Below are 18466 nucleotides of genomic sequence, written 5' to 3' on the forward strand. Positions count from 1 at the left end.
AAACTCAGGAGTTCGGAAATGCCGCCGCGGCGCGGATCACGCGGAGGCGGCCAGGGAATCGGCGATGCGCTGCCGCAACGCCCGCTTGTCGATCTTGCCTACCGGCGTCTTCGGGAATGCATCGACGAACTCGATCCGGTCCGGCACCTTGTAGGTCGCGACACCCTGCTCGCGGACGAACCGCACGAGATCGGCCGCACTCGGCGAAGCGGCGCCGCGAATGACGTAGGCGCAGCTGCGCTCGCCGAGATACGGGTCCGGCATCGGCACCAGCGCCGCGTCGACGATGCCCGGATGGGCAAGCAGCAGGTGTTCGATTTCTTCCGCGGAAATCTTCTCGCCGCCGCGATTGATCTGATCCTTCGCCCGGCCTTCGACGACGAGATAGCCGCCCTCGGTCACGCGCACGCGATCGCCGGTGCGGTAGAAACCGTCCGCCGTGAACGCACGCGCGTTGTGCGCCGGCGCGTCGTAGTAGCCGCGGATCGTGTACGGGCCGCGGGTCAGCAGGTGACCGGTCTCGCCCGGCGCCACCGGACGATCGTCGTCGTCGACCACGAGAATTTCGTCGTCCGGCGAGATCGGCCGGCCCTGCGTGGCTATCACGACGTCGCGCGGATCGCCCGGCCGCGTGTAGTTGACGAGCCCTTCCGCCATCCCGAATACCTGCTGGAGCTGCGCGCCGAACCCGTCCGCCGCGCGCGCCGCCAGCGCCGGATCGAATCGCGCGCCGCCCACCTGCACGAGTTCGAGGCTCGCCGGCGCGCCCCCGCGCCGCGCGGCCGCGCTCAGCCAGACGCTCACGAGCGGCGGCACCAGCGCGACCACGTTCACGCGTTCACGCTCGATCAGGTCGAACGCCACGTCCGGGCTGGCGCTGTCGCATAGCACGACCGTGCCGCCAGCATGGAACACGCCCAGCGAGCCGGGAGAACTGAGTGCGTAGTTGTGCGCGGCCGGCAGCGCGGCAAGATAGACGCTGCGATCGCTCAACCCGCAGATGCGCGCGCTCTCACGCACGCTGTACAGGTAATCGTCGTGCGTGCGCGGGATCAGTTTCGGCGTGCCCGTGCTGCCGCCCGAGAGCTGCAGGAAAGCCACGTCGTGCGCGGCCGGCCCCGGCGGCAAGGCAGCGTCCCGCGCATCGGGAAGATCGAGCCCTGCGTTGCCCGGCGTCGTGAACAGCACCTGCTTCAGCGTCGGTGCGTCGGCCCGCACGTCGTGCGCAAGCGACCGGTAGTCGAAACCGTCGTGACGTTCCGCCGCGATATACGCCACCGCGCCCGCGTGCCGACAGAAGAACCCGATCTCTCGGCGGCGATGCGCGGGCAACGCGAATATCGGCAGCGCGCCGATGCTGAACAACGCGAACGTCGTCGCGAAAAACGCGACGCAGTTCGGCAGTTGCAGCACCACCCGATCGCCTCGCGCTATACCCGCCGCACTCAGTGCGCAGGCGATCCGTTGCGCCTCGAGCGCGAGCGTCCGGTACGACCACCGGAGGTCGCCCTGCACGAGTGCCGTCCGTTCAGCGCATTGCTCGACGCGCGCATCGAGCCACTGCGCGAACGACTCACCCTGCCAATAGCCCTTGTTCCTGTACGTGTCGGCCAGCGCGGCCGGCCACGGCGTGCCGTGTGCGCCCGTCACGCCGCCTCCCGCTCGCCGCCCGATGCGGCATCGCGTCGAATCCCCAATGCATCCAGCATCGTCCCGAACTTGGCGGCCGTTTCCGCCCGCTCGCCATCGGGTGTCGACCCGGCGACGACGCCCGCCCCCGCGTAAAGCCGCAGCGTGCGGTCGAAAGCTTCCGCGCAGCGAATCGTCACGACCCATTCGCCGTCGCCGCGCACATCGACCCAGCCGAGCGTCCCCGCATAGAAGCCGCGATCGAACGGCTCGGCATCGCGAATGCAGGCACGGGCCGCGGCCCGCGGCGCACCGCACACCGCGGGCGTCGGATGCAGCGCAAGCGCGAGCGTCAGCGCATCCGCCTCGGTTTCGCCGCGCACCTCGGTAGACAGGTGCCACATCGTTGCCGTATGAATCAGCGACGGCCGCGACGGCACGTCGAGATGTCTGCAGAATGGTGCGAGACTGTCCCGTACCGCCTCCACGACGACGCGGTGTTCGTCGAGATCCTTGACCGAATCCAGCAGCGCCTGCGCACGGCGACGATCCTCGACGGGATCGCGGCTGCGCGGCGCGGAGCCTGCCAGCGGATTCGCGCGCACGACGCCGCCGAATCGGTTCACGAGCAGCTCCGGGCTTGCGCCCAACAGCGTGCGGCCCGCGCCGAGATCGATCGAGAACGTATAGCCGTGCGGGTTACGAGCGGCGAGACGCGCGACCAGCGGCGCGATTTCGACCGGCTGCTCGCCGACGACTTCGAGCGTGCGGGCCAGCACGACCTTGTCGAGTTCGCCTGCCCGGATGCGCGCGACCGCGTGTGCCACGGCGTCCGCATAGGCATTCGCCGGCGGCACCTCGCGCGTCGCATGACGCATTGCGGACGGCGCCGGTGCGTGCGGCGCGCCGAGCGGCGCCGCACGCAGCATCGTGCGCGCGACCCGCAGTGCAGCCGGTGCATCGGCGTCGAACGGCACGGCACCGACTACGGCCGCACCGGCATGCCCTTGCGCCTGCGCACGACGCAGCGCCGTCGTTACGCGTTCGGCCAGCGGCTCATCCGCGTGCGGGATGGCTTCCGCCGCATCGGCCGCGAGCAGCGTATGGGCCGGCGTCGCGAGAAACAGCGGCGTATCGGCGCGATACAGATCCCATATGTTATGGGGTACTGATAGATCGGAAGGACGGGATATTGCATTCATGGTATTGACCTCCAGATTGAACGGGCCGGCCCCTGCGCCGGCCATGCCCTCACATTTCAGCCGTGAGGCTCACCGCGACGCGGCGCCCCTGGTCGACCAGCCAGTTGCCGCTCAGGCCGGTCGTGCGCGTGCGATCGTCGATCGGCACCATTTTGTTGGTCAGGTTCAGCACGGCGAAGTTGACGGAGAAGCGCTTGTCGATCCGGTAGCGGCCGCCGAGGTCGAAGGTCGTCGTCGACGGCCGTTCGCGCACGCCCTGCGCGCCGTTGCGGAACGCCGCCCAGTATTCGCTGCCGATGTAGTTCGCGGTCGCATACAGGTCGAGCTTCGCCGTCGGCGTCCAGTCGACCTGCACGTTGAATTTGTGCTTCGGCGTCTTGTCGAGCGGATAGCCGTCGAGCGAGCTGCCATTGAACGCCTTCTCGCCGCTGCCTTCGCGGCGCGACTGGGTCAGCGTATAGGCGCCCGACACCTTCAGCGTGCGCAGCACGCGCGTGCCCGCGCCGAGCTCGAGCCCGTACAGCTTGACCCGGTCGATGTTGTCGTACACGTAGAGGTTGCGGCCCGGCGAGCGCGGATCCGGCTTGCCCGTGTCGTAGCTCGACACCTTGTTCTTGAACAGGTTGTTGAACAGCGTCAGCCCGGCATAGGTGTCGCCCAGGTCGTAGCGCACGCCGAGTTCCTCGGTCAGGCTGGTCTCGGGCTTGAGGTCCGGATTGCCGCATAGCGTGCCGGGCACCGCGCCGGCCGCGCCGCCCGACGTCATGCAGTAGCCGCCGGTGCTCTGGCGCAGCGAAGGCGGCCGGAAGCCCGTCGACACGCCGCCGCGCACCGTCCACGCCCGGCTGAGCTTGTAGACGCCGTAGATGCGCGGGCTCACGTGACTGCCGTAGCGATCGTCGTGATCGAGCCGCACGCCGGTCGTCAGCGTGAAGCGGTCGTTGAAAAAGTAGTCGTTTTCGCCGAACAGCGCCCACGCATTGCGCCGGATCCGATCGGAGTTCGCCGCATGGCCCTGCGGCACGGCGTCCTGGCGGGCCACGCCGGACAGCGTCGACCAGATGTGCTGGCCGCCGACCGTCAGGATGTTGCGCTCGCCCCACCACGGCACCTCGGCCTTGCCTTCGAGAATCGTGTCGGTCAACGCGGGCCGGATCGCCGCGCGGCCGGCCGGCGTCCATTGGTCCTGCACGCCTCGCTCGCCGTAGAGCGACAGCGTCGTGTTGCCGAACCCCCAGCGGCCGTCGTGCGTAATGCCCCAGTAGTCGCGCACGTGGCGGGTTTCGGTCACCGCCGTCGCGGCCGTGCGCGGCGTGAGCGGCGCCGCGCTCTTGCCCGGCGTGCTCAGGTAGGTGAGCTGCTCGCGCCCGACGTTCACGCTCACATCCTGGTTGCTCGCGGGCTTCGCCGCCAGCTTCACGTCGAAGCTGCCGATCCGCTGGCCGTTCGCGCCGCCCGTTCCGCTGTTCGGATAATAGATGTCGTCCTCGCCGCGATGCAGGAGACGGCCCGACGCCTGCAGCCCCAGCACGTCGGATTTCAGCGGGCCGCCGAGCCAGAAGTCGACGCTCTGCGTATCGCCCTGGTCCGATTCGAGCTGCCACACGCTGCCGGCCGTGATCGAGGCGCCCCAGCGCTTCGGCACCTTGCGCGTGATCACGTTGATCACGCCGCCCATCGCGTCGGCGCCGTACAGCGACGACATCGGCCCGCGCACGACCTCGATCCGCTCGATCGCGGACAGCGGCGGCATCAGGTTCGACTGCACGCCCGAGCTGCCGCGGTTCATCGTTTCACGCGTGTTCTGCCGGCGGCCGTCGACGAGCAGCAGCGTGTACTCGCCGGGCATCCCGCGAATCGAAATGTCCTGGTCGTTCGGCGAGGCGCCAACGACACTCACGCCCTCGACATTGCCGACGATTTCGGCAACCGACGTATAGGGCTTCGCCTCGATGTCGTCGCGGCCAATCACGGAGATGCTCGCGGGCGCTTCGCGGATGGCCTGCTCGCGACGGCTCGCCGTCACGACGATTTCCTTCGGCACGACCCGATCCGGCGACTCGGCAACGGTCGGCTGCACGGTGGCGGACGCGGCGGACTGGTCGGGCGTCTGCGCCCACGCGCTCGACACCCCCATCAGATACAGGCCGGCAACGACGACCGGCTTCAATGCATACGCGGCTTGACTCGACATGGTGGCGCTTTCGATGTTCCATTAATGTTATTGATTCTCATTTGCATTATGGAACATGTAATACGCCGAAACCTTTGCGTAAGCTTCGAACTCGTTTGAGCGGCGCCAGGCGCGCAGTCAGCGCCGGTCGCTGCGGCGCGCAAGCGTCGGCGTGACGCCGAATCGGCGCTTGTAGGCGGTCGCGAAATTCGCCGCGCTCGTATAGCCGGCAAGCGCCGCGGCCTGCTTGACGCTTACCGCGTCGCGCTCGAGCGCCAGCCGCGCACGCTGCAGATGGTGCTCCCGGATGAAATCGAACACCGTCGTGCCATAGGCGGCGCGGAACTGGCGCTGCATCGCGTTGGCGCTCATTCCCGCGTGGCGGGCGATGTCTTCGAGCGACAATTCCTGCACCGCGTCGCTCGCCAGAAACGCGCGCAGCTCCGCCATCCGGCGATAGTCGCGCGAGCCCAGCGCCGCATCCGGCGCCTGCACCGCCTCGACCTCGGTCTCGAGCGGCGCGAACGCCTCGGCAAGCAATTCGAGCACGCGGCTTTCGAGATAGATCGCCTGCAGCATCGGCTGATACGCGGGCGGCCGCACGATCTGCTCGGCCAGCGCGGTCGCGCGCGGTGTCGGGTGCCAGAAACGGATCGCCAGGTGCGCGGACAGCATCGCATCCAGCCGCGCCGGCAGCGCACCGTGGCTCGCGACCTGCAGATGGCCCAGCCACTCGCCCGACATCGCGAGACTCAGCCGCCGCGCATAGCCGCCCTTGCTGAGCCGCCTTCGGAACGTGTCCGGCTGCACCGCGTTGAGCAGGAACGACTGCATCCGCACCGAGGACCGCGGCTGCGCCGCGCGGATCGCCTGGCGCGCGTCGGTCGCCAGCACCACGCGCCGGTCGCCGTACGACACGTCGAGCGCGCCTTCGAGCAGCAGGACGAGGTGCAGGCCCGGCGCGCACTGCCCGGACATCACCGCATCGAATTCGTCGGTCGCATCGTCCGCATGGATGCGCAAGCCCGGGCGCACCTCGCGAATCCTCGCGACGTGCGCGTCGTGGCGAGTGCCGCCGGAATGGAAAACAGCTGACGTTTGCGCTGTCATGTCGTGATACCCCCGTCGCGTGCGCGATGCGCCCGCACAAACTAATTCGTCGTTGGATCAAACAGCCTGCATGCCTTGATGCCTCGCTGCTCGGTTACAATCAAATGCGAATAATTCTCATTTATATCGTATCGGGAGTCGCGTGAGAAAGACAAGTGGAATGTGGGCCATGTTCGGCGCATGGCTGTGTAGCTGGCTCGTGATGCATGCGGCGCATGCGGACACGACCGTGACCGACCTCGCCGGTCGGCAGGTTCGAATTCCCGCCCACGTCGAGCGCGTGCTGCTCGGCGAAGGGCGCCTGCTGCCCGCACTGGCGGTCGTCGACGCCGATCCCGCCCGCCGCCTCGTCGGCATGATGGGTGATTTCGAACAGCTCGACCCGGCCAGCTACGCGCAATGGCTCGCGCGCTTTCCGCGCCTGAAGGACGTGCCGCGCATCGGCCGCTCGCAATCCGGCAGCTTCAGCGACGAACGTGCGCTCGCGCTGCGTCCGCAGGTCGCGATCTTCGGCCTCGGCGGCGGTCACGGCCCCGGTGAGCGCGACCGCGAGACGCTCGCGCGGCTCGAAGCCGCCGGCGTCGCGATTGTCTTCGTCGATTTCCGGCACGACCCGCTCGTCAACACCACGCGCAGCATCGCGCTGCTCGGCCAGGTCCTCGGCGCGCCCCAGCGCGCAGCGGATTTCAATACGTACTGGCAAGCGCAGTTCGATCTCGTCCGTACGCGGCTCGCGAACGCCAGACCGGCCGCGCCGAGCGTGTTCCTCGAAAGCCGCGTCGGCCTGTCGAGCGACTGCTGCGACACGATGACGGGCATGATGGGCCGCCTGCTCGACGCCGCCGGCGGCAACAACATCGCGAAGGGCCGCGTGCCCGGCGAGCACGGAACGCTGAACCCGGAATACCTGCTCAGCCGCCAGCCCGATTTCTACATCGGTACCGGTATCGGCTCGACCCGGACGCTGCAAAGCGCGCCACTGCGCATCGCGCTCGGCGCCGGCGTGTCGCGGGACACCGCCGCCCGCTCGCTGGACCGGTCACTGCAGCGACCGCAGATCGCGCCGCTGCGCGCGGTCCGCGAGCGCCGGGCCTATGCGATCTGGCATCACTTCTACAACTCGCCGTTCAACGTCGTCGCGGTACAGGCCATGGCCAAGTGGCTGCATCCCGCGCTGTTCGCCGACCTCGATCCGCGCAGCACGTTCGACACGATGGTGCGGCGCTTCCAGCCCGTTCCGCTGGATGGCGAATACTGGGTGCAGGAAGGATCCTGACATGCTGCCGCCTTCTTCCACGCTGCGCCGCTCGCTGCTCGTCGCCGGCCTCGCGGGCCCGTTCGGCAGCCGGGTCGGCCCCGCCTTCGCCGCCAATGCGTCGGGCTGGCCTGCGCTCGACGCGGCTCCCGCCGTTCAGGTGCCGAACAGCCGGCAGTTCGACGTGACGATCGCCGGCAGGACCCGCCGGCTGTTCGTCGCGCTGCCCGCCCGGGCTTCCGGCACCGCGCGCCATCCGGTGCTGACCGTGCTCGACGGCAACGCGCTCTTTCCGCTTGCCGCGCAACTCGTCCGTAACCGCCGCGCGCGGCCTGACGGCACACCCGACGCCGAGCCGGTCGTGATCGGCATCGGCTACCCGACCGATGCGCCATACGACATGGCCGCCCGCGCGGACGACTACACGCTCGCGCCGCTGCCCGACGGCCAGGGCCTCGCCGCGGACCGCTTTCTCGATTTCATCGAGCACGACGTACAGCCCTGGCTCGCGCGGCAGGTTGCCGTCGACCCGGCGCGCCAAACGCTTTTCGGCCATTCGTACGGCGGGTTGCTGACGCTGTACGCGATGCTGACGCGCCCGCACCTGTTCGGGCGCTATGTCGCGGCGAGCCCGTCGATCTGGTGGGGCGATCGTGCGCTGCTGCCCTATGCGGACCGCTTCGCCGCGCTACCGGCGCCGCTTGCGCCCGCGCTGCGGCTGCTCGTCACCGCGGGCAGCCTCGAGGAAGGCGCGCCCAATCCCGACGCCGAACGCATGCGCCGGCAGCAGGCGCGCAAGCAAGTCACTTCCGCCCGCGATTTCGTCCGGCGCGTGGGCACGCGACCGGGTCTCGACGCCGCGTTCCGCCTGATCGACGGCGAGGATCACGGCGGCGTCGCGGTGCCCAGCGCGATGCTCGCCGCGCGCATCGCCGGCGAACCCGCCGCGGGAGCCGCCGCATGAGCGCCACCTCGCCCGCTTCCGCCACGCCCGCCGCATCGCTGAAGCTGCGTTACCGCGCGGTGGCCGCACGCCGTGTCGGCGCGCTGCTGCTGCTGGCAGGCGTGCTCGGCACCCTGCTCGTCGTCGACATCGGCACCGGCCCGTCGCCGTTCCCGGTCGCGGATCTGGTCGCCGGCCTGTTCCGGCCGGACGCGCTGCCGCTCGAGCAGCGCGTGATCCTCTGGGACGTACGCCTCCCGTACGCGCTGATGGCCGTTCTGGTCGGCGCATCGCTCGGCCTCGCCGGCGCGGAAATGCAGACCGTGCTGAACAACCCGCTCGCGAGCCCGTTTACGCTGGGCATGTCGGCCGCCGCGAGCGTCGGCGCATCGCTTGTCGTGATCTCGGGCTGGCACGTCGTGCTGTGGAACGAGAACATTGCGCTGTCGCTCGGCGCGTTCTGCTGCGCGAGCCTCGCGACGCTGCTGATCGTCTGGCTTGCGTGGCGACACGGCGCGACGACGGAAACCGTCGTGCTGTTCGGCATCGGCCTGATGTTCAGCTTCGAGGCGCTGCTGTGGCTGCTGCAGTTTCTCGCAGACGCGAATGCGCTCCAGCAGATCGTGTTCTGGAGCATGGGCAGCCTCGCGCGCGCGACGTGGGGCAAGATCGCGCTGCTGTCGTGCGTGCTCGCCGCCTGCACGCTGTGGGCAAGCTTCGACGTCGCGTCGATGACGGCGCTGCGCGCCGGCGACGAGCAGGCGCGCAGCATGGGCATCGCGGTCGAGCGGCTGCGGCTCGTCGCGCTGGCGCGCATCAGCCTGCTGTCGGCGACCGCGCTGTCGTTCGTCGGCACGATCGGCTTCGTGGGCCTCGTCGGGCCGCACGTCGCGCGGCTGCTCGTCGGCGACGAGCATCGCTATTACCTGCCCGGCGCCGCCCTCGCCGGCGCGATCATGCTGGCCGGCGCGTCCGTGCTCAGCAAGACGCTGATCCCGGGCGTGACGCTGCCGATCGGGATCATCACCGCGCTGGTCGGCGTGCCGCTCTTCATGATCCTCGTCAGCCGTCGCCGGAGGCTCGATGGATAAACGCGCGCTGTGCATCGACGGCCTGGTCGCGCGTTATGGCGCACGGGTCGTGCTCGACGGGTTGTCGCTCGCGCCCGTCGCGCCCGGTACGATGGTCGGCCTGCTCGGGCCGAACGGCGTCGGCAAGTCGACCCTGCTGCGTGCGCTCGCCCGGCTTGCGGCCGCGCACGGCCACGCGGCGTTCGACGGCTTCGATCTGCTGCGCGGTTCGCGCCGGGAACACACGCAGCAGGTCGGCTATCTGCCGCAGACGCTGCCTCAGCCGTCGTCGCTGCTCGTCTACGAAGCCGTACGCAGTGCATTGCGGGCGACCTGTGCCGGCCTGTCCGACGCCGCGCGCGACCTGCGCCTCCAGCAGGTGTTCGAGCGGCTGCGGCTGCAGGCGCTCGCGATGTCGCCGCTCGACCGGTTGTCGGGCGGGCAACGGCAGATGGTCGGGCTTGCGCAGGTACTCGTGCGCGAAACGCCGCTGCTGCTGCTCGACGAACCGACGAGCGCACTCGACCTGCGCTGGCAGCTGCTCGCACTGGAGGCGGTGGGCGATGCGGCGCGCCGGCGCGGCGCGGTCGTGCTGGTCGCGCTGCACGACCTGAATCTCGCGTCGCGATTCTGCGACCGGCTCGTACTGCTCGGCACCGACGGCCTCGTCGCCGACGGTACGCCCGCCGGCGTCCTGACGCCGCCGCACTTGCGGCGCGCGTATCGCGTCGATGCGCGAGTCGAACGGACGGCGGCAGGCGATTACATCGCGCTCGCGGAACGGGCGATTACGGACGAGGCGCGGGACGCGTGCGACACCTGAACGGGTACCGGTCGTCGCGCCGACGGCCGTTCCGGCTTGCAGGCATCCTTCCGGTGCCCGTTCGCCGCCCTCCCGGCAACGCCGCAGCCGCGGCGTAAACGCAATCGAAACGCACCATCGGCGCGCGCAAAGCGGCATAGAATCGCGCTGCAGGCCGACGGGCACTGCCCGCCGCGACATCGGCAAACGAACGCGCGACCGCCGTGCGTACGGCGGCCCGTTCCTCGAACCTGCAAGGACGACAGCGTGATACGCGCATACCGACTTCTGCTGACGGCCGGCGCCTCGGCCATGCTTGCCGCCTGGGCAGCGGCTGCCTTGCCGGCCCCCGCTGCGGTGACAACTGCCCGGCCTTGCCCGTCGCCTTCATTCGACCGCTATCCGGCACCGGCGGCAAGCGCGCCGCGCAAGCCGGTCACGGCGCCACGCCTGACCAGCAAGGAAGCCCGCCTCTACCGCACCGTCATTCGCGACGAATTCACGCAACCGGCCAATTTTGCCGGCCACTACCGGGTCGCGATCTGGGGTTGCGGAACGGATTGCCGGAATTTCGCGATCGTCGACAAGTACACGGGCGCGACCTACACGATGCCCGGCGTGCAGGCCATCGCGGGCGTGATGGGCAACGACGAGGAGCGCGTCGATTTCCGGCCCGGCAGCAGGCTGCTGATCGTCGCGGGCTGCTTCAACGACGATTGCGACGACAGCAACGCAAAGGCCGCCCGGTTCTTCTATGAGTGGACCGGCACGCGATTGCGCCAGGTCGGCACCTGTCCGCTGGCGATCGAGCCGCTCCATTAGCAGACCAAGGGATGCGCACGCCGCCGCTCGCTACGACTTGCGCTATCGTTCCTCCGGTACACCTTGAAAAGCGCACCCACCCGCGATGTCCATTCGCCTCAGTTTCGACGACGGCCCCGGCCCTTCGACGCTCCCCTTGCTCGACGTCCTGCGCGCCGCATCCTGCCAGGCGACCTTCTTCCTCCTCGGCCAGAATCTCGCAGGCGCGCCCGACGTCGCCGCGAGAATGGCGAGTCACGGCCATGCACTCGGCAATCACACCCATTCGCACGCGAAGCCCGGCGTGCTGGCGGACAACGCGCTGATCGACGAGATCGAGACGACCGACGCGCTGATCCGCGAAGCCTATCGCCGCGCCGGTGTTCCGGCTCCAGACACGATCCCGTTGCGCCTGCCTTATGGACTGATGCCGCAGGACAACCGCGCCGGCGTGCTGACGCGGCTGCAGCGCGAACACACGGGCTGGACCGCGATACTGGACGACTGGCAGCGACCCGCGCCATCGCCGCAGGCGCTATTCGACGCGATGTGCGCGCATGTCGACGCCAGCGCGGCACGGCAGCGCGACGTGCTGTTCTGCCTGCACGACGGATCGCGGCACGGCGAGGCGCGGCCCAACACGGTCGAAGCGGTGCGCCTGTTCCTGAATCGGTCGCGTTGACGCAGCGGCCGGCTAGCGCCCGGGCGTCGCACCATCCAGCAACTGCCGCCAGCCGCCGAGAAACCCGATGCCGGGCCCCAGCGTCCACAGGCCGCGCTGCGCGGCTTCGAGATGAATCAGCGTCTGGTCCGCGCAAAACAGGGCCATCAGCGCATCGCGGCGCTCGTGCATCCAGTCCGGTGCGGCATCGGGACGCGTCGCGGCATAGGCTTGCAGGCCGGCCTCCCAGCGCCGCGCATCGAATACGAAGCGATCGTCCCTGCCCGCATCGCGCGACAGCGCGAACAGCGCAAAGGCCGCTTCGAGCCACTGCGCGCCCTGCCCGACATCGTCGAAATCGAGCACGCCGTTCACCGCGTGCCCGACGTACAGCAAGTTGCCCGCGTGATAATCGCCGTGCAGCCAGTGCGCCGCCCCTGTGAGCCAGCGCGCGGCAGCGTCGAGATGGGCGCCGATCCGGCGAATCATCGTCTCGTAGTGGCCACTCAAGTCACCCGGCAACGACGGAGCGGCACGCGCCGCTATGCGTGCGTGGCGTGCCGACAGCCAGGCCAGCGGCGACGATTCGGTCGTGGGTATCGCCGCCATCGCCGCATGCAGGTGCGCAAGCGCACGCATCGCATCGATCGCGCCCGCCTCCGCATCGTCCGGCAGGCCGGGGCTGCCGTCGATATGCTCGAACAGATGCAGCCAGCGCCCATCGGGCAGTTGCACACCGGATTGCACATCCACGGTCGGCCGCAGGCGCGGCAGCACGGGCAGCCTCGGCGCAGTGCGCGGGTGGCCGAGGTGGTGGAGGTGGCCGAGCATCGCCGCCTCGCGACGCACCTGTTCGGCCGCCTTGCCGGACCACGACACGCGCAGCACCGCGCGCCTCGCATCGCACTCGACGAGATACGTTTTGTTAGTATGGCCCGACGCCAGCGCCTGCAGGTGCGCCGGCCCGATGTTCCAGTACCGGTGAAGCCACGGTTCCAGCGTTTTCACGTCACTCCTACTCGTTGCATTGACCATGTCAGAGCGTCCCTCGGCCCGCATGCGGGACATCAACATCGAATGGCTGACGCGCGCCGCCGAATTTGACCATCTGTTCCAGACGCGCTGGCTCGGCGAGCGCTTCTTCCATCTGCCCGGCGACATGCTCGCGCTCCAGGAACTGATCTGGCGCACGCGTCCCGACTGCATCGTGCAGACCGGCATCGCGGCGGGCGGCGGCGTCGTGTTCTCCGCGTCGATGCTGGAACTGGCGGGCGGCAGCGGCCGCGTCGTCGCGATCGAACCGCGCCTGCGCGACGAAGTCAGGCAGCGCCTGCAATCGCACCGGCTCGCCCATCGCATGACACTGCTCGAAGGCGAATCGTGCGCGGCCGACACGCTTGCGTCGGTACACGCACAGATCGGCGACGGCGCGCGCGTGATGGCGATCCTCGATCTCACGCACACCCATGCGCACGTGCTGCGCGAACTCGAATGCTATGCGCCGCTCGTGACGCCCGGCAGCTACGCGATCGTGATGGACACCATCATGGAGTACTTGCCCGCGTCGATGTTCGACGGCAAGCCGTACGGCAAAGGCAACAACCCGGCCACCGCCGCGCATGAATTCCTCGCCCGCGACGCCCGGTTCGAGGTCGACTACGACATCGAGGACCGCGTCCTCATGACGCTGTCGCCCGGCGGTTTCCTGAAGCGAGTGCGCTGATCAGGCGCGCCGCCTCGGCCGACCCGTCGCGCGCAGCATAGCTCGCGCGGATCCGCGCCGCCTGCTCGCGCAACGATCCGGGCCGCAACAGCCGTTCGAGCGCATCGGTGATGTCCGCCACGCCGGCCTGCTGCAGATCCAGCACGCACCCCGCGCCGGCCCGCTCGACGAAGTGCGCCGAATGGAACTGGTCGTTGCAGAACGGCGACAGCAGCATCGGCACACCGCAGGCAAGCGACTCCATCACCGAATTCGCGCCGCCATGACTGACGAACGCGTGCGTGCGCCGCAGCAGCGCCAGTTGCGGCACGTAACGCACCGCGACCACGCGCTCGTCGCCGGCGGGCAGCAGATCCGAATCGACCAGTTCGCCCACCGACAGCACCAGTTGCGCCGACGTCGCGCGCGCCGCGTCGATGACCTTCGCAAACACGTCGGGATGGTAGTAAAGCTGGCTGCCGAGCGACATGTAGACGAGCGGACGACCGGCATCGAGGCGCTCCCACGGAAACGGCGTCTCGTCGCCGCGCGGGCCGGACGGCATTGCCGGGCCGACCAGCTCGACGCCGGGCGGCGGCGCACCGACCAGCGCGTCGGTCGTGAATGCGAGCGTCAGGTGCGGCGACAGGATGTCGCAACCGCGAAAACGCGCATCGAGCCCGTAGCGCGCGAACAGCCGCATGCGCTCCGGCGCGAGCCATCGCACCGTGCGCAGCAGTTCCGAATCGAGATCGTCCGGCAGCACCGGATTCAGCGAATTCGACATCGAAACCCACGGCAGCCCTTCCAGCTCCGCGGCAATCGCCGCCGCATAGAGCAGCGGATCGATCACGACCACGTCGGGCTGCCAGTCGCGCAGCACCGCGCGGATGCCGTCTACCTGCGCGGGTGCAAGATCGATCAGCAGCGTGCGGATCCAGTGCCGCAGCCAGCCCGCGTCGCGAATGTTCGCGGCAAAGCTCGCGCCGCGCGACAGGTCGTGGCGCTCGGGCGTCTCGCGCGGCCCGACGAACGCGAAGCCGCCCGCGCCGTCGAGCTGGGCCCTGATATCGGCCGGCGCGTAGAACGCGACGTCGCAACCGGCGGCGCGCAGATGCTGGGCCGGGCCGATGCACGGATTGACGTGCCCTTTCTCGGGCACCACGCAGAACAGGATGCGTTTCATGAACGACTCAGGTTGGGCGATGCACGGCATCGCGTGGGTCGAAATGATCGAGGATCAGCGACAGCGTCGTCCACAGCACGCGTTCGTTGTCCGTCTGCAGCGCCGGTGCGGCCAGACCCAGTTTGTCGGCCAGCGCGTGCGTGCGGTCGCGATCGAGCAGCGCCGCGAGGTCCATCGCCGGGGCGAGCCGCCCACGCTTGGGGCCATGCACGAGCCGGTCCGGCAAGTTCAGACGCGCACCGAGATCGCGCAGGCATTGCTTGTCCCGATCGGGCGCGATGCTCGTCAGATGCGCGACGACGGCATCGTCGACGAACGGCGGATGCAGCTCGACCGACGCCGCGTCGAACAGCGCATGGCACAGCGGCAGGTAGTTGGCCGACCGGTCGCGACGCAGCACCTGGTCCGCGCCGTCGCCGGTAATGGCCACCTCGACGCCGTCCGCGGCCATCGCCTCGGCGAGCAGCAGCTTCGCGACCGGATGCAGGTTGAACATCGGCTCCTCGACCGCATGCGTCGTTCTGGGCAGCGCCGCGACGAAATCGGCCTCGTTCGCGCGCACGATCTTCACGTTCGCCTGCATCTGCTCGGCCAGTTCGAGTGCGGCATCGCGCTCGCAATAGTCCGGCATGTCGGTCACGAGCACGTAGGACGTCACGTGCCGCTGCGCACCGAGTTCGCGCAGCAACGCGAGCAGCAGCGCCGAATCGAGCCCGCCGCTCAACGCCAGCGCGGCACGCTTGCCGCTGTCGAGCGCGCGCTGCAGCGATGCGCGCAGCACGGTTTCCAGATCGGCGTGCCGCGGCCGCTCGGGCGCCGGCTGCACGGTCAGCCCTTGCGGCGAACGGATCAGCGCATGGCCGGGCGGCACCGCGCGCACGTCGCGCAGCACGGTGCGGTCGATCGGCCGCTCGCCGCTCAGGTAGCCCGCGATGGCCGCCGCGTCCGGCTCGCCGGCCGGTTGCGCCGCTGCGCGCAGGACGGCCCGGATGCCGGACGCCGTCGCACCGCTGCGTGGATGGTAGTGAAGCCGGTCGAAGCCGAACAGGTCGCGCGTGCCGACGATCATGGATAACGAGCCTTCAAGGCGTCCACTTCAATGCGTTTGAGGATGCGATGCGGCGCCACCGGCGCGCTGCCGCCCTGGCAATGCAGGCACGCTTCGAGCGGCGCCTCGCGTTGCAGATAGGCGAGCATCGCGTCGAGCATGCCCGCGTCGTCGCGCAGCGGCAGGCCGTCGGCTTGAAAATCCTTCTCGCCCTTGTAGAGCGTATGGAAATGCGCCGGACGCGTGCATGTGTAGAACATGCCGTCGCGAATCATATGGCAGCGCTCGCGTATCCAGCAATCGTGATAAAGGCGCTGCGCGGCGTCGCGATCGGTGCCGGGCTCCGCGCGGTTCATCGTCGTGAACACGTCCTGCACCTTCCAGTTCAGGCGCACGTCGAAGCGCGCGGCCTGGCGCTCGATGTGCGCGACCAGGTCGGGCGACAGCACCGGCTTCGGATAGCGCGAGATCGTCAGCGCATCCACCGCCTGCCAGAACGCGTCCGTCATCTCGCCGAGCTTCAGGCCGTTCGTCGTGACGGAGATCACGGGCGCGATGCCGGTGGCACGCACCCGCTGGACAAGTTCGACGAGCGCCGGATGCAGCAGCGGCTCGCCGCCGACCAGCTTGAACATGCGCGGACGCAGCACCTTCGCCGCCTTGCGCAGATCGGCCTCGATCGATTCGGGGCTCGCGTACCACTCGGGCAGCAACGGCGACAGCGAGCAGCATTCCGCACAGGTCAGGTTGCAGTGATCGACGACATGCGCTTCGAGCGAGCGCGTCAGCACGCGCCCGTCTTCGACGCGGTAATCGCGATCCAGCGGCGGCGGAAACACATGCTGCCGCTCGGCCGGCGGCGTCGGATTCGACACCCGGTTCAGATTCGCATTCACTTCAGCGTCCTGCTTCGATGCAACGGGAAAAGAAATCGACGAGACGATCGCGCGCCTCCACCATCGCGGACGCCATCGTCACCGCGCCGTTCAGATGCGATGCAAAGCGCGACGGATCGTCGAGCCAGCCCTGCACGATCCAGAGCTTGAGCGCGTGCTGCAGACACGCGGCATCGACCGCCCATGCGATACGCGCGGGATCGACCGGCCGGGTCCGCCGGTATGCCCGCACGAACGCCTCCGCCAGATGCGGTGCCTCGAGCGGCAGATGGTTCAGGCAACGCACCAGCTCGTATTCGCGCGGTGCGCCGATCGCTGCTTCCCAGTCGAGAATGAGCGGCGGCAGCGTGCCCGTGAACAGATAGTTGAACTGGTTGTAGTCGTTGTGGATCGGGCATTGCGGATCGCCGGCGGGAAACGCGTCGATGCTGCCCGGATAGTAGCGCTCGAGCATGCGCAGCGCGAGATCGACGTAGCGGCGCAGGTTCTCCGCGCCGTCGTTCGAGCGGCCGCGATCCAGCGCGTCGAGCAGGCTGCCGCGCACCGCGTCCGCGTCGATCGCGGTCAGCCGTGCGCGGATCGTGTCGATCTGCGGCAGATGAAGCGGCTCGAGGCTCAGATGCAACGCCGCCAGACTCTCGCCGAGCGCATCCCATTCGGCCGGTGAAAACGTGTCGTAGGTTCTGAACTGCCCGGTCTCCCAACGCGTCAGCATCGCGTGGGCAGTTGACCCCGTCCAGAGCGGTGCGCCGGCTGCCGTGCGTTTCAGCGCCTGCACATGGAAACGGGCATCGCCGTGCGTCTCGAAGTGCGCAAGGACGGCCGCTTCCTTGGCCGCACGCGCATGATGTTCGGACGCGTAGAGCTTGACCGCTACGCCGCCGTCATCGGTCGGCAAGTGCCACACGCGTTCGCCGACCTGGCGCGGCTGCCCGCTTGGGCCCAATGCGTAGGCCTCGCGGATCTCGTCGAAGGTCGCGGCGAGCGGGTCCATTCAGATGTGCTCGGCCGGCCCGTATCGATACGGATGGCCGCTCAGGAACGTGTTGTGCCCGACATAGCGCACCTTGTACATCGCCGGGCGGAACAGCACCGACGGAGCGTTGTTCGCGATGCCGAGCAGCGGATACAGGTCCTGCCGCACGAAGAACGCGTTGTTGCCCATGTCGTCGCAGCAGACGAGTTCATAGCCCTTCTGCCTGCCGAGATGGACGAGCGATTCGAGGCTCGCGCCGTAGTACGTCGAACCGTCCCATTCGTGGTCCGGGTTGAAGCACATGACCCAACGCTCGGGTGGCGTGTAGTACGGGTTGTATTCGATCACGACGATGCGCGGCTGGAATGCCTGCAGGCCGCGCCAGACCCAGTAGTCGTTACCGTCGATGTCGATCGACAGCAGGTCGAAGTCGGTTGGCGTGTTCGCATCGGCGAGCAACGTGTCGATCGTGTCGGGCTGAACGCGGTCGTGGTGCAGGCGCACGCGGTCCGAGCCCGCGTAGTGGGCCGCCAGCTTGCCGAAACGGTATGCGCTGCCTTCCACCAGCACGCCGGACCACTCCTGTTCGCGCAGCAGCCGCGCGGTGTTGCTGTTGCGCAGGCCGTCGCTTGCACCGATATCGACGCAGAAGCGGTGGGTCGGCGCGATCCGCTCCATCAGGCGCGACAGGATGCCTTCCTCGGTACCCTGCGCATACAGGCTTTGCGCAAGGCCGGACAGGTCGAGCGGGAGAGGATGGTCCTGCATCGAGGGGGCGGCTCCGGGTCGGAATTGAGATAAGTATTCGGAGCGTAATTTACCCGAAGTCGATTGAGGGCAGGAAACGGAAATGCGCGACACTGCCGCGCTTCACCGGCACGGAAATGAAAAAGCCCGCATCGACAATACTGTCGATGCGGGCCCGATGCGTCTCCGGCGGCTTCGCGCTGCCATGCGCCCCGGCTTCGTACTGCTGCCTGGCCGCATCACACGAACGGAAGCGTCAGGACAA

The 18466-nt window shown here is 68.7% G+C and carries 17 protein-coding genes; 7 read left to right on the plus strand and 10 right to left on the minus strand.

Annotation, left to right across the window (positions count from 1 at the left end; translation table 11 throughout):
- Positions 1-36: 36 nt before the first annotated feature.
- The 4 genes from ACPTTC_RS10260 to ACPTTC_RS10275 form a co-directional block, all read right to left on the minus strand.
- The gene (locus tag ACPTTC_RS10260) at positions 37-1650 is read right to left on the minus strand and encodes a (2,3-dihydroxybenzoyl)adenylate synthase (RefSeq protein WP_423392404.1); all 1614 of its coding nucleotides are present in this window, start codon (positions 1648-1650) and stop codon (positions 37-39) included.
- Positions 1647-2831 carry an isochorismate synthase gene (locus tag ACPTTC_RS10265; protein ID WP_423392405.1) on the minus strand — a complete coding sequence of 395 codons (1185 nt, stop codon included), beginning with the start codon at positions 2829-2831 and terminating at the stop codon, positions 1647-1649. Before ACPTTC_RS10265 ends, ACPTTC_RS10260 begins: the two co-directional genes overlap by 4 nt.
- A 49-nt stretch (positions 2832-2880) precedes the next feature.
- Positions 2881-5025 carry a TonB-dependent receptor domain-containing protein gene (locus ACPTTC_RS10270; protein ID WP_423392406.1) on the minus strand — a complete coding sequence of 715 codons (2145 nt, stop codon included), beginning with the start codon at positions 5023-5025 and terminating at the stop codon, positions 2881-2883.
- A 117-nt stretch (positions 5026-5142) separates the two neighbouring features.
- On the minus strand, positions 5143-6114 hold the full coding sequence (locus ACPTTC_RS10275; RefSeq protein ID WP_423392407.1) for a helix-turn-helix domain-containing protein: 972 nt from the start codon (positions 6112-6114) through the stop codon (positions 5143-5145).
- Between the two features lie 160 nt (positions 6115-6274).
- Here ACPTTC_RS10275 and ACPTTC_RS10280 point away from each other — a divergent pair, with 160 nt between their 5' ends.
- From ACPTTC_RS10280 to ACPTTC_RS10305, 6 genes are all read left to right on the plus strand, one after another.
- On the plus strand, positions 6275-7390 hold the full coding sequence (locus ACPTTC_RS10280; RefSeq protein ID WP_423392408.1) for an ABC transporter substrate-binding protein: 1116 nt from the start codon (positions 6275-6277) through the stop codon (positions 7388-7390).
- A 1-nt stretch (position 7391) separates the two neighbouring features.
- Positions 7392-8333, plus strand: a complete 942-nt coding sequence (locus tag ACPTTC_RS10285; protein WP_423392409.1) for an alpha/beta hydrolase — start codon at positions 7392-7394, stop codon at positions 8331-8333.
- The gene (locus ACPTTC_RS10290) at positions 8330-9403 is read left to right on the plus strand and encodes a FecCD family ABC transporter permease (protein WP_175956216.1); all 1074 of its coding nucleotides are present in this window, start codon (positions 8330-8332) and stop codon (positions 9401-9403) included. The genes ACPTTC_RS10285 and ACPTTC_RS10290 overlap by 4 nt, the downstream gene beginning before the upstream one ends.
- Complete coding sequence (locus ACPTTC_RS10295) at positions 9396-10205, plus strand: ABC transporter ATP-binding protein (protein WP_423392410.1); 810 nt, start codon at positions 9396-9398, stop codon at positions 10203-10205. Before ACPTTC_RS10290 ends, ACPTTC_RS10295 begins: the two co-directional genes overlap by 8 nt.
- A gap of 291 nt (positions 10206-10496) precedes the next feature.
- Complete coding sequence (locus ACPTTC_RS10300; RefSeq protein WP_423392411.1) at positions 10497-11006, plus strand: hypothetical protein; 510 nt, start codon at positions 10497-10499, stop codon at positions 11004-11006.
- An 85-nt stretch (positions 11007-11091) separates the two neighbouring features.
- Positions 11092-11667, plus strand: coding sequence for a polysaccharide deacetylase family protein (locus tag ACPTTC_RS10305; protein WP_423392412.1), 576 nt, complete (start codon positions 11092-11094; stop codon positions 11665-11667).
- A gap of 12 nt (positions 11668-11679) precedes the next feature.
- On the opposite strand, the gene ACPTTC_RS10310 is transcribed toward ACPTTC_RS10305, so the two are convergent.
- Positions 11680-12654, minus strand: a complete 975-nt coding sequence (locus tag ACPTTC_RS10310; RefSeq protein WP_423392413.1) for a phosphotransferase — start codon at positions 12652-12654, stop codon at positions 11680-11682.
- 25 nt (positions 12655-12679) lie between these two features.
- Here ACPTTC_RS10310 and ACPTTC_RS10315 point away from each other — a divergent pair, with 25 nt between their 5' ends.
- The gene (locus ACPTTC_RS10315; RefSeq protein WP_423392414.1) at positions 12680-13369 is read left to right on the plus strand and encodes a cephalosporin hydroxylase family protein; all 690 of its coding nucleotides are present in this window, start codon (positions 12680-12682) and stop codon (positions 13367-13369) included.
- Here ACPTTC_RS10315 and ACPTTC_RS10320 read toward each other — a convergent pair.
- From ACPTTC_RS10320 to ACPTTC_RS10340, 5 genes are read right to left on the minus strand one after another with little or no spacing between them, the layout of a single operon-like run.
- Positions 13326-14534: a glycosyltransferase gene (locus ACPTTC_RS10320; RefSeq protein WP_423392415.1), complete on the minus strand. Its 1209-nt coding sequence runs from the start codon at positions 14532-14534 to the stop codon at positions 13326-13328. The genes ACPTTC_RS10315 and ACPTTC_RS10320 overlap by 44 nt on opposite strands.
- 7 nt (positions 14535-14541) lie before the next feature.
- Positions 14542-15603 (minus strand): asparagine synthase-related protein, encoded by a 1062-nt coding sequence (locus tag ACPTTC_RS10325; RefSeq protein WP_423392416.1) that lies wholly within the window; start codon positions 15601-15603, stop codon positions 14542-14544.
- Positions 15600-16478: a 4Fe-4S cluster-binding domain-containing protein gene (locus ACPTTC_RS10330; protein WP_423392417.1), complete on the minus strand. Its 879-nt coding sequence runs from the start codon at positions 16476-16478 to the stop codon at positions 15600-15602. The genes ACPTTC_RS10325 and ACPTTC_RS10330 overlap by 4 nt, the downstream gene beginning before the upstream one ends.
- Before the next feature lies 1 nt (position 16479).
- The gene (locus ACPTTC_RS10335) at positions 16480-17472 is read right to left on the minus strand and encodes a phosphotransferase enzyme family protein (protein ID WP_423392418.1); all 993 of its coding nucleotides are present in this window, start codon (positions 17470-17472) and stop codon (positions 16480-16482) included.
- Positions 17473-18222, minus strand: coding sequence for an FkbM family methyltransferase (locus tag ACPTTC_RS10340; RefSeq protein ID WP_423392419.1), 750 nt, complete (start codon positions 18220-18222; stop codon positions 17473-17475).
- Positions 18223-18466: the final 244 nt, after the last annotated feature.

The organism is Burkholderia mycopellens, assembly GCF_964265025.1.
GTDB lineage: Bacteria > Pseudomonadota > Gammaproteobacteria > Burkholderiales > Burkholderiaceae > Burkholderia.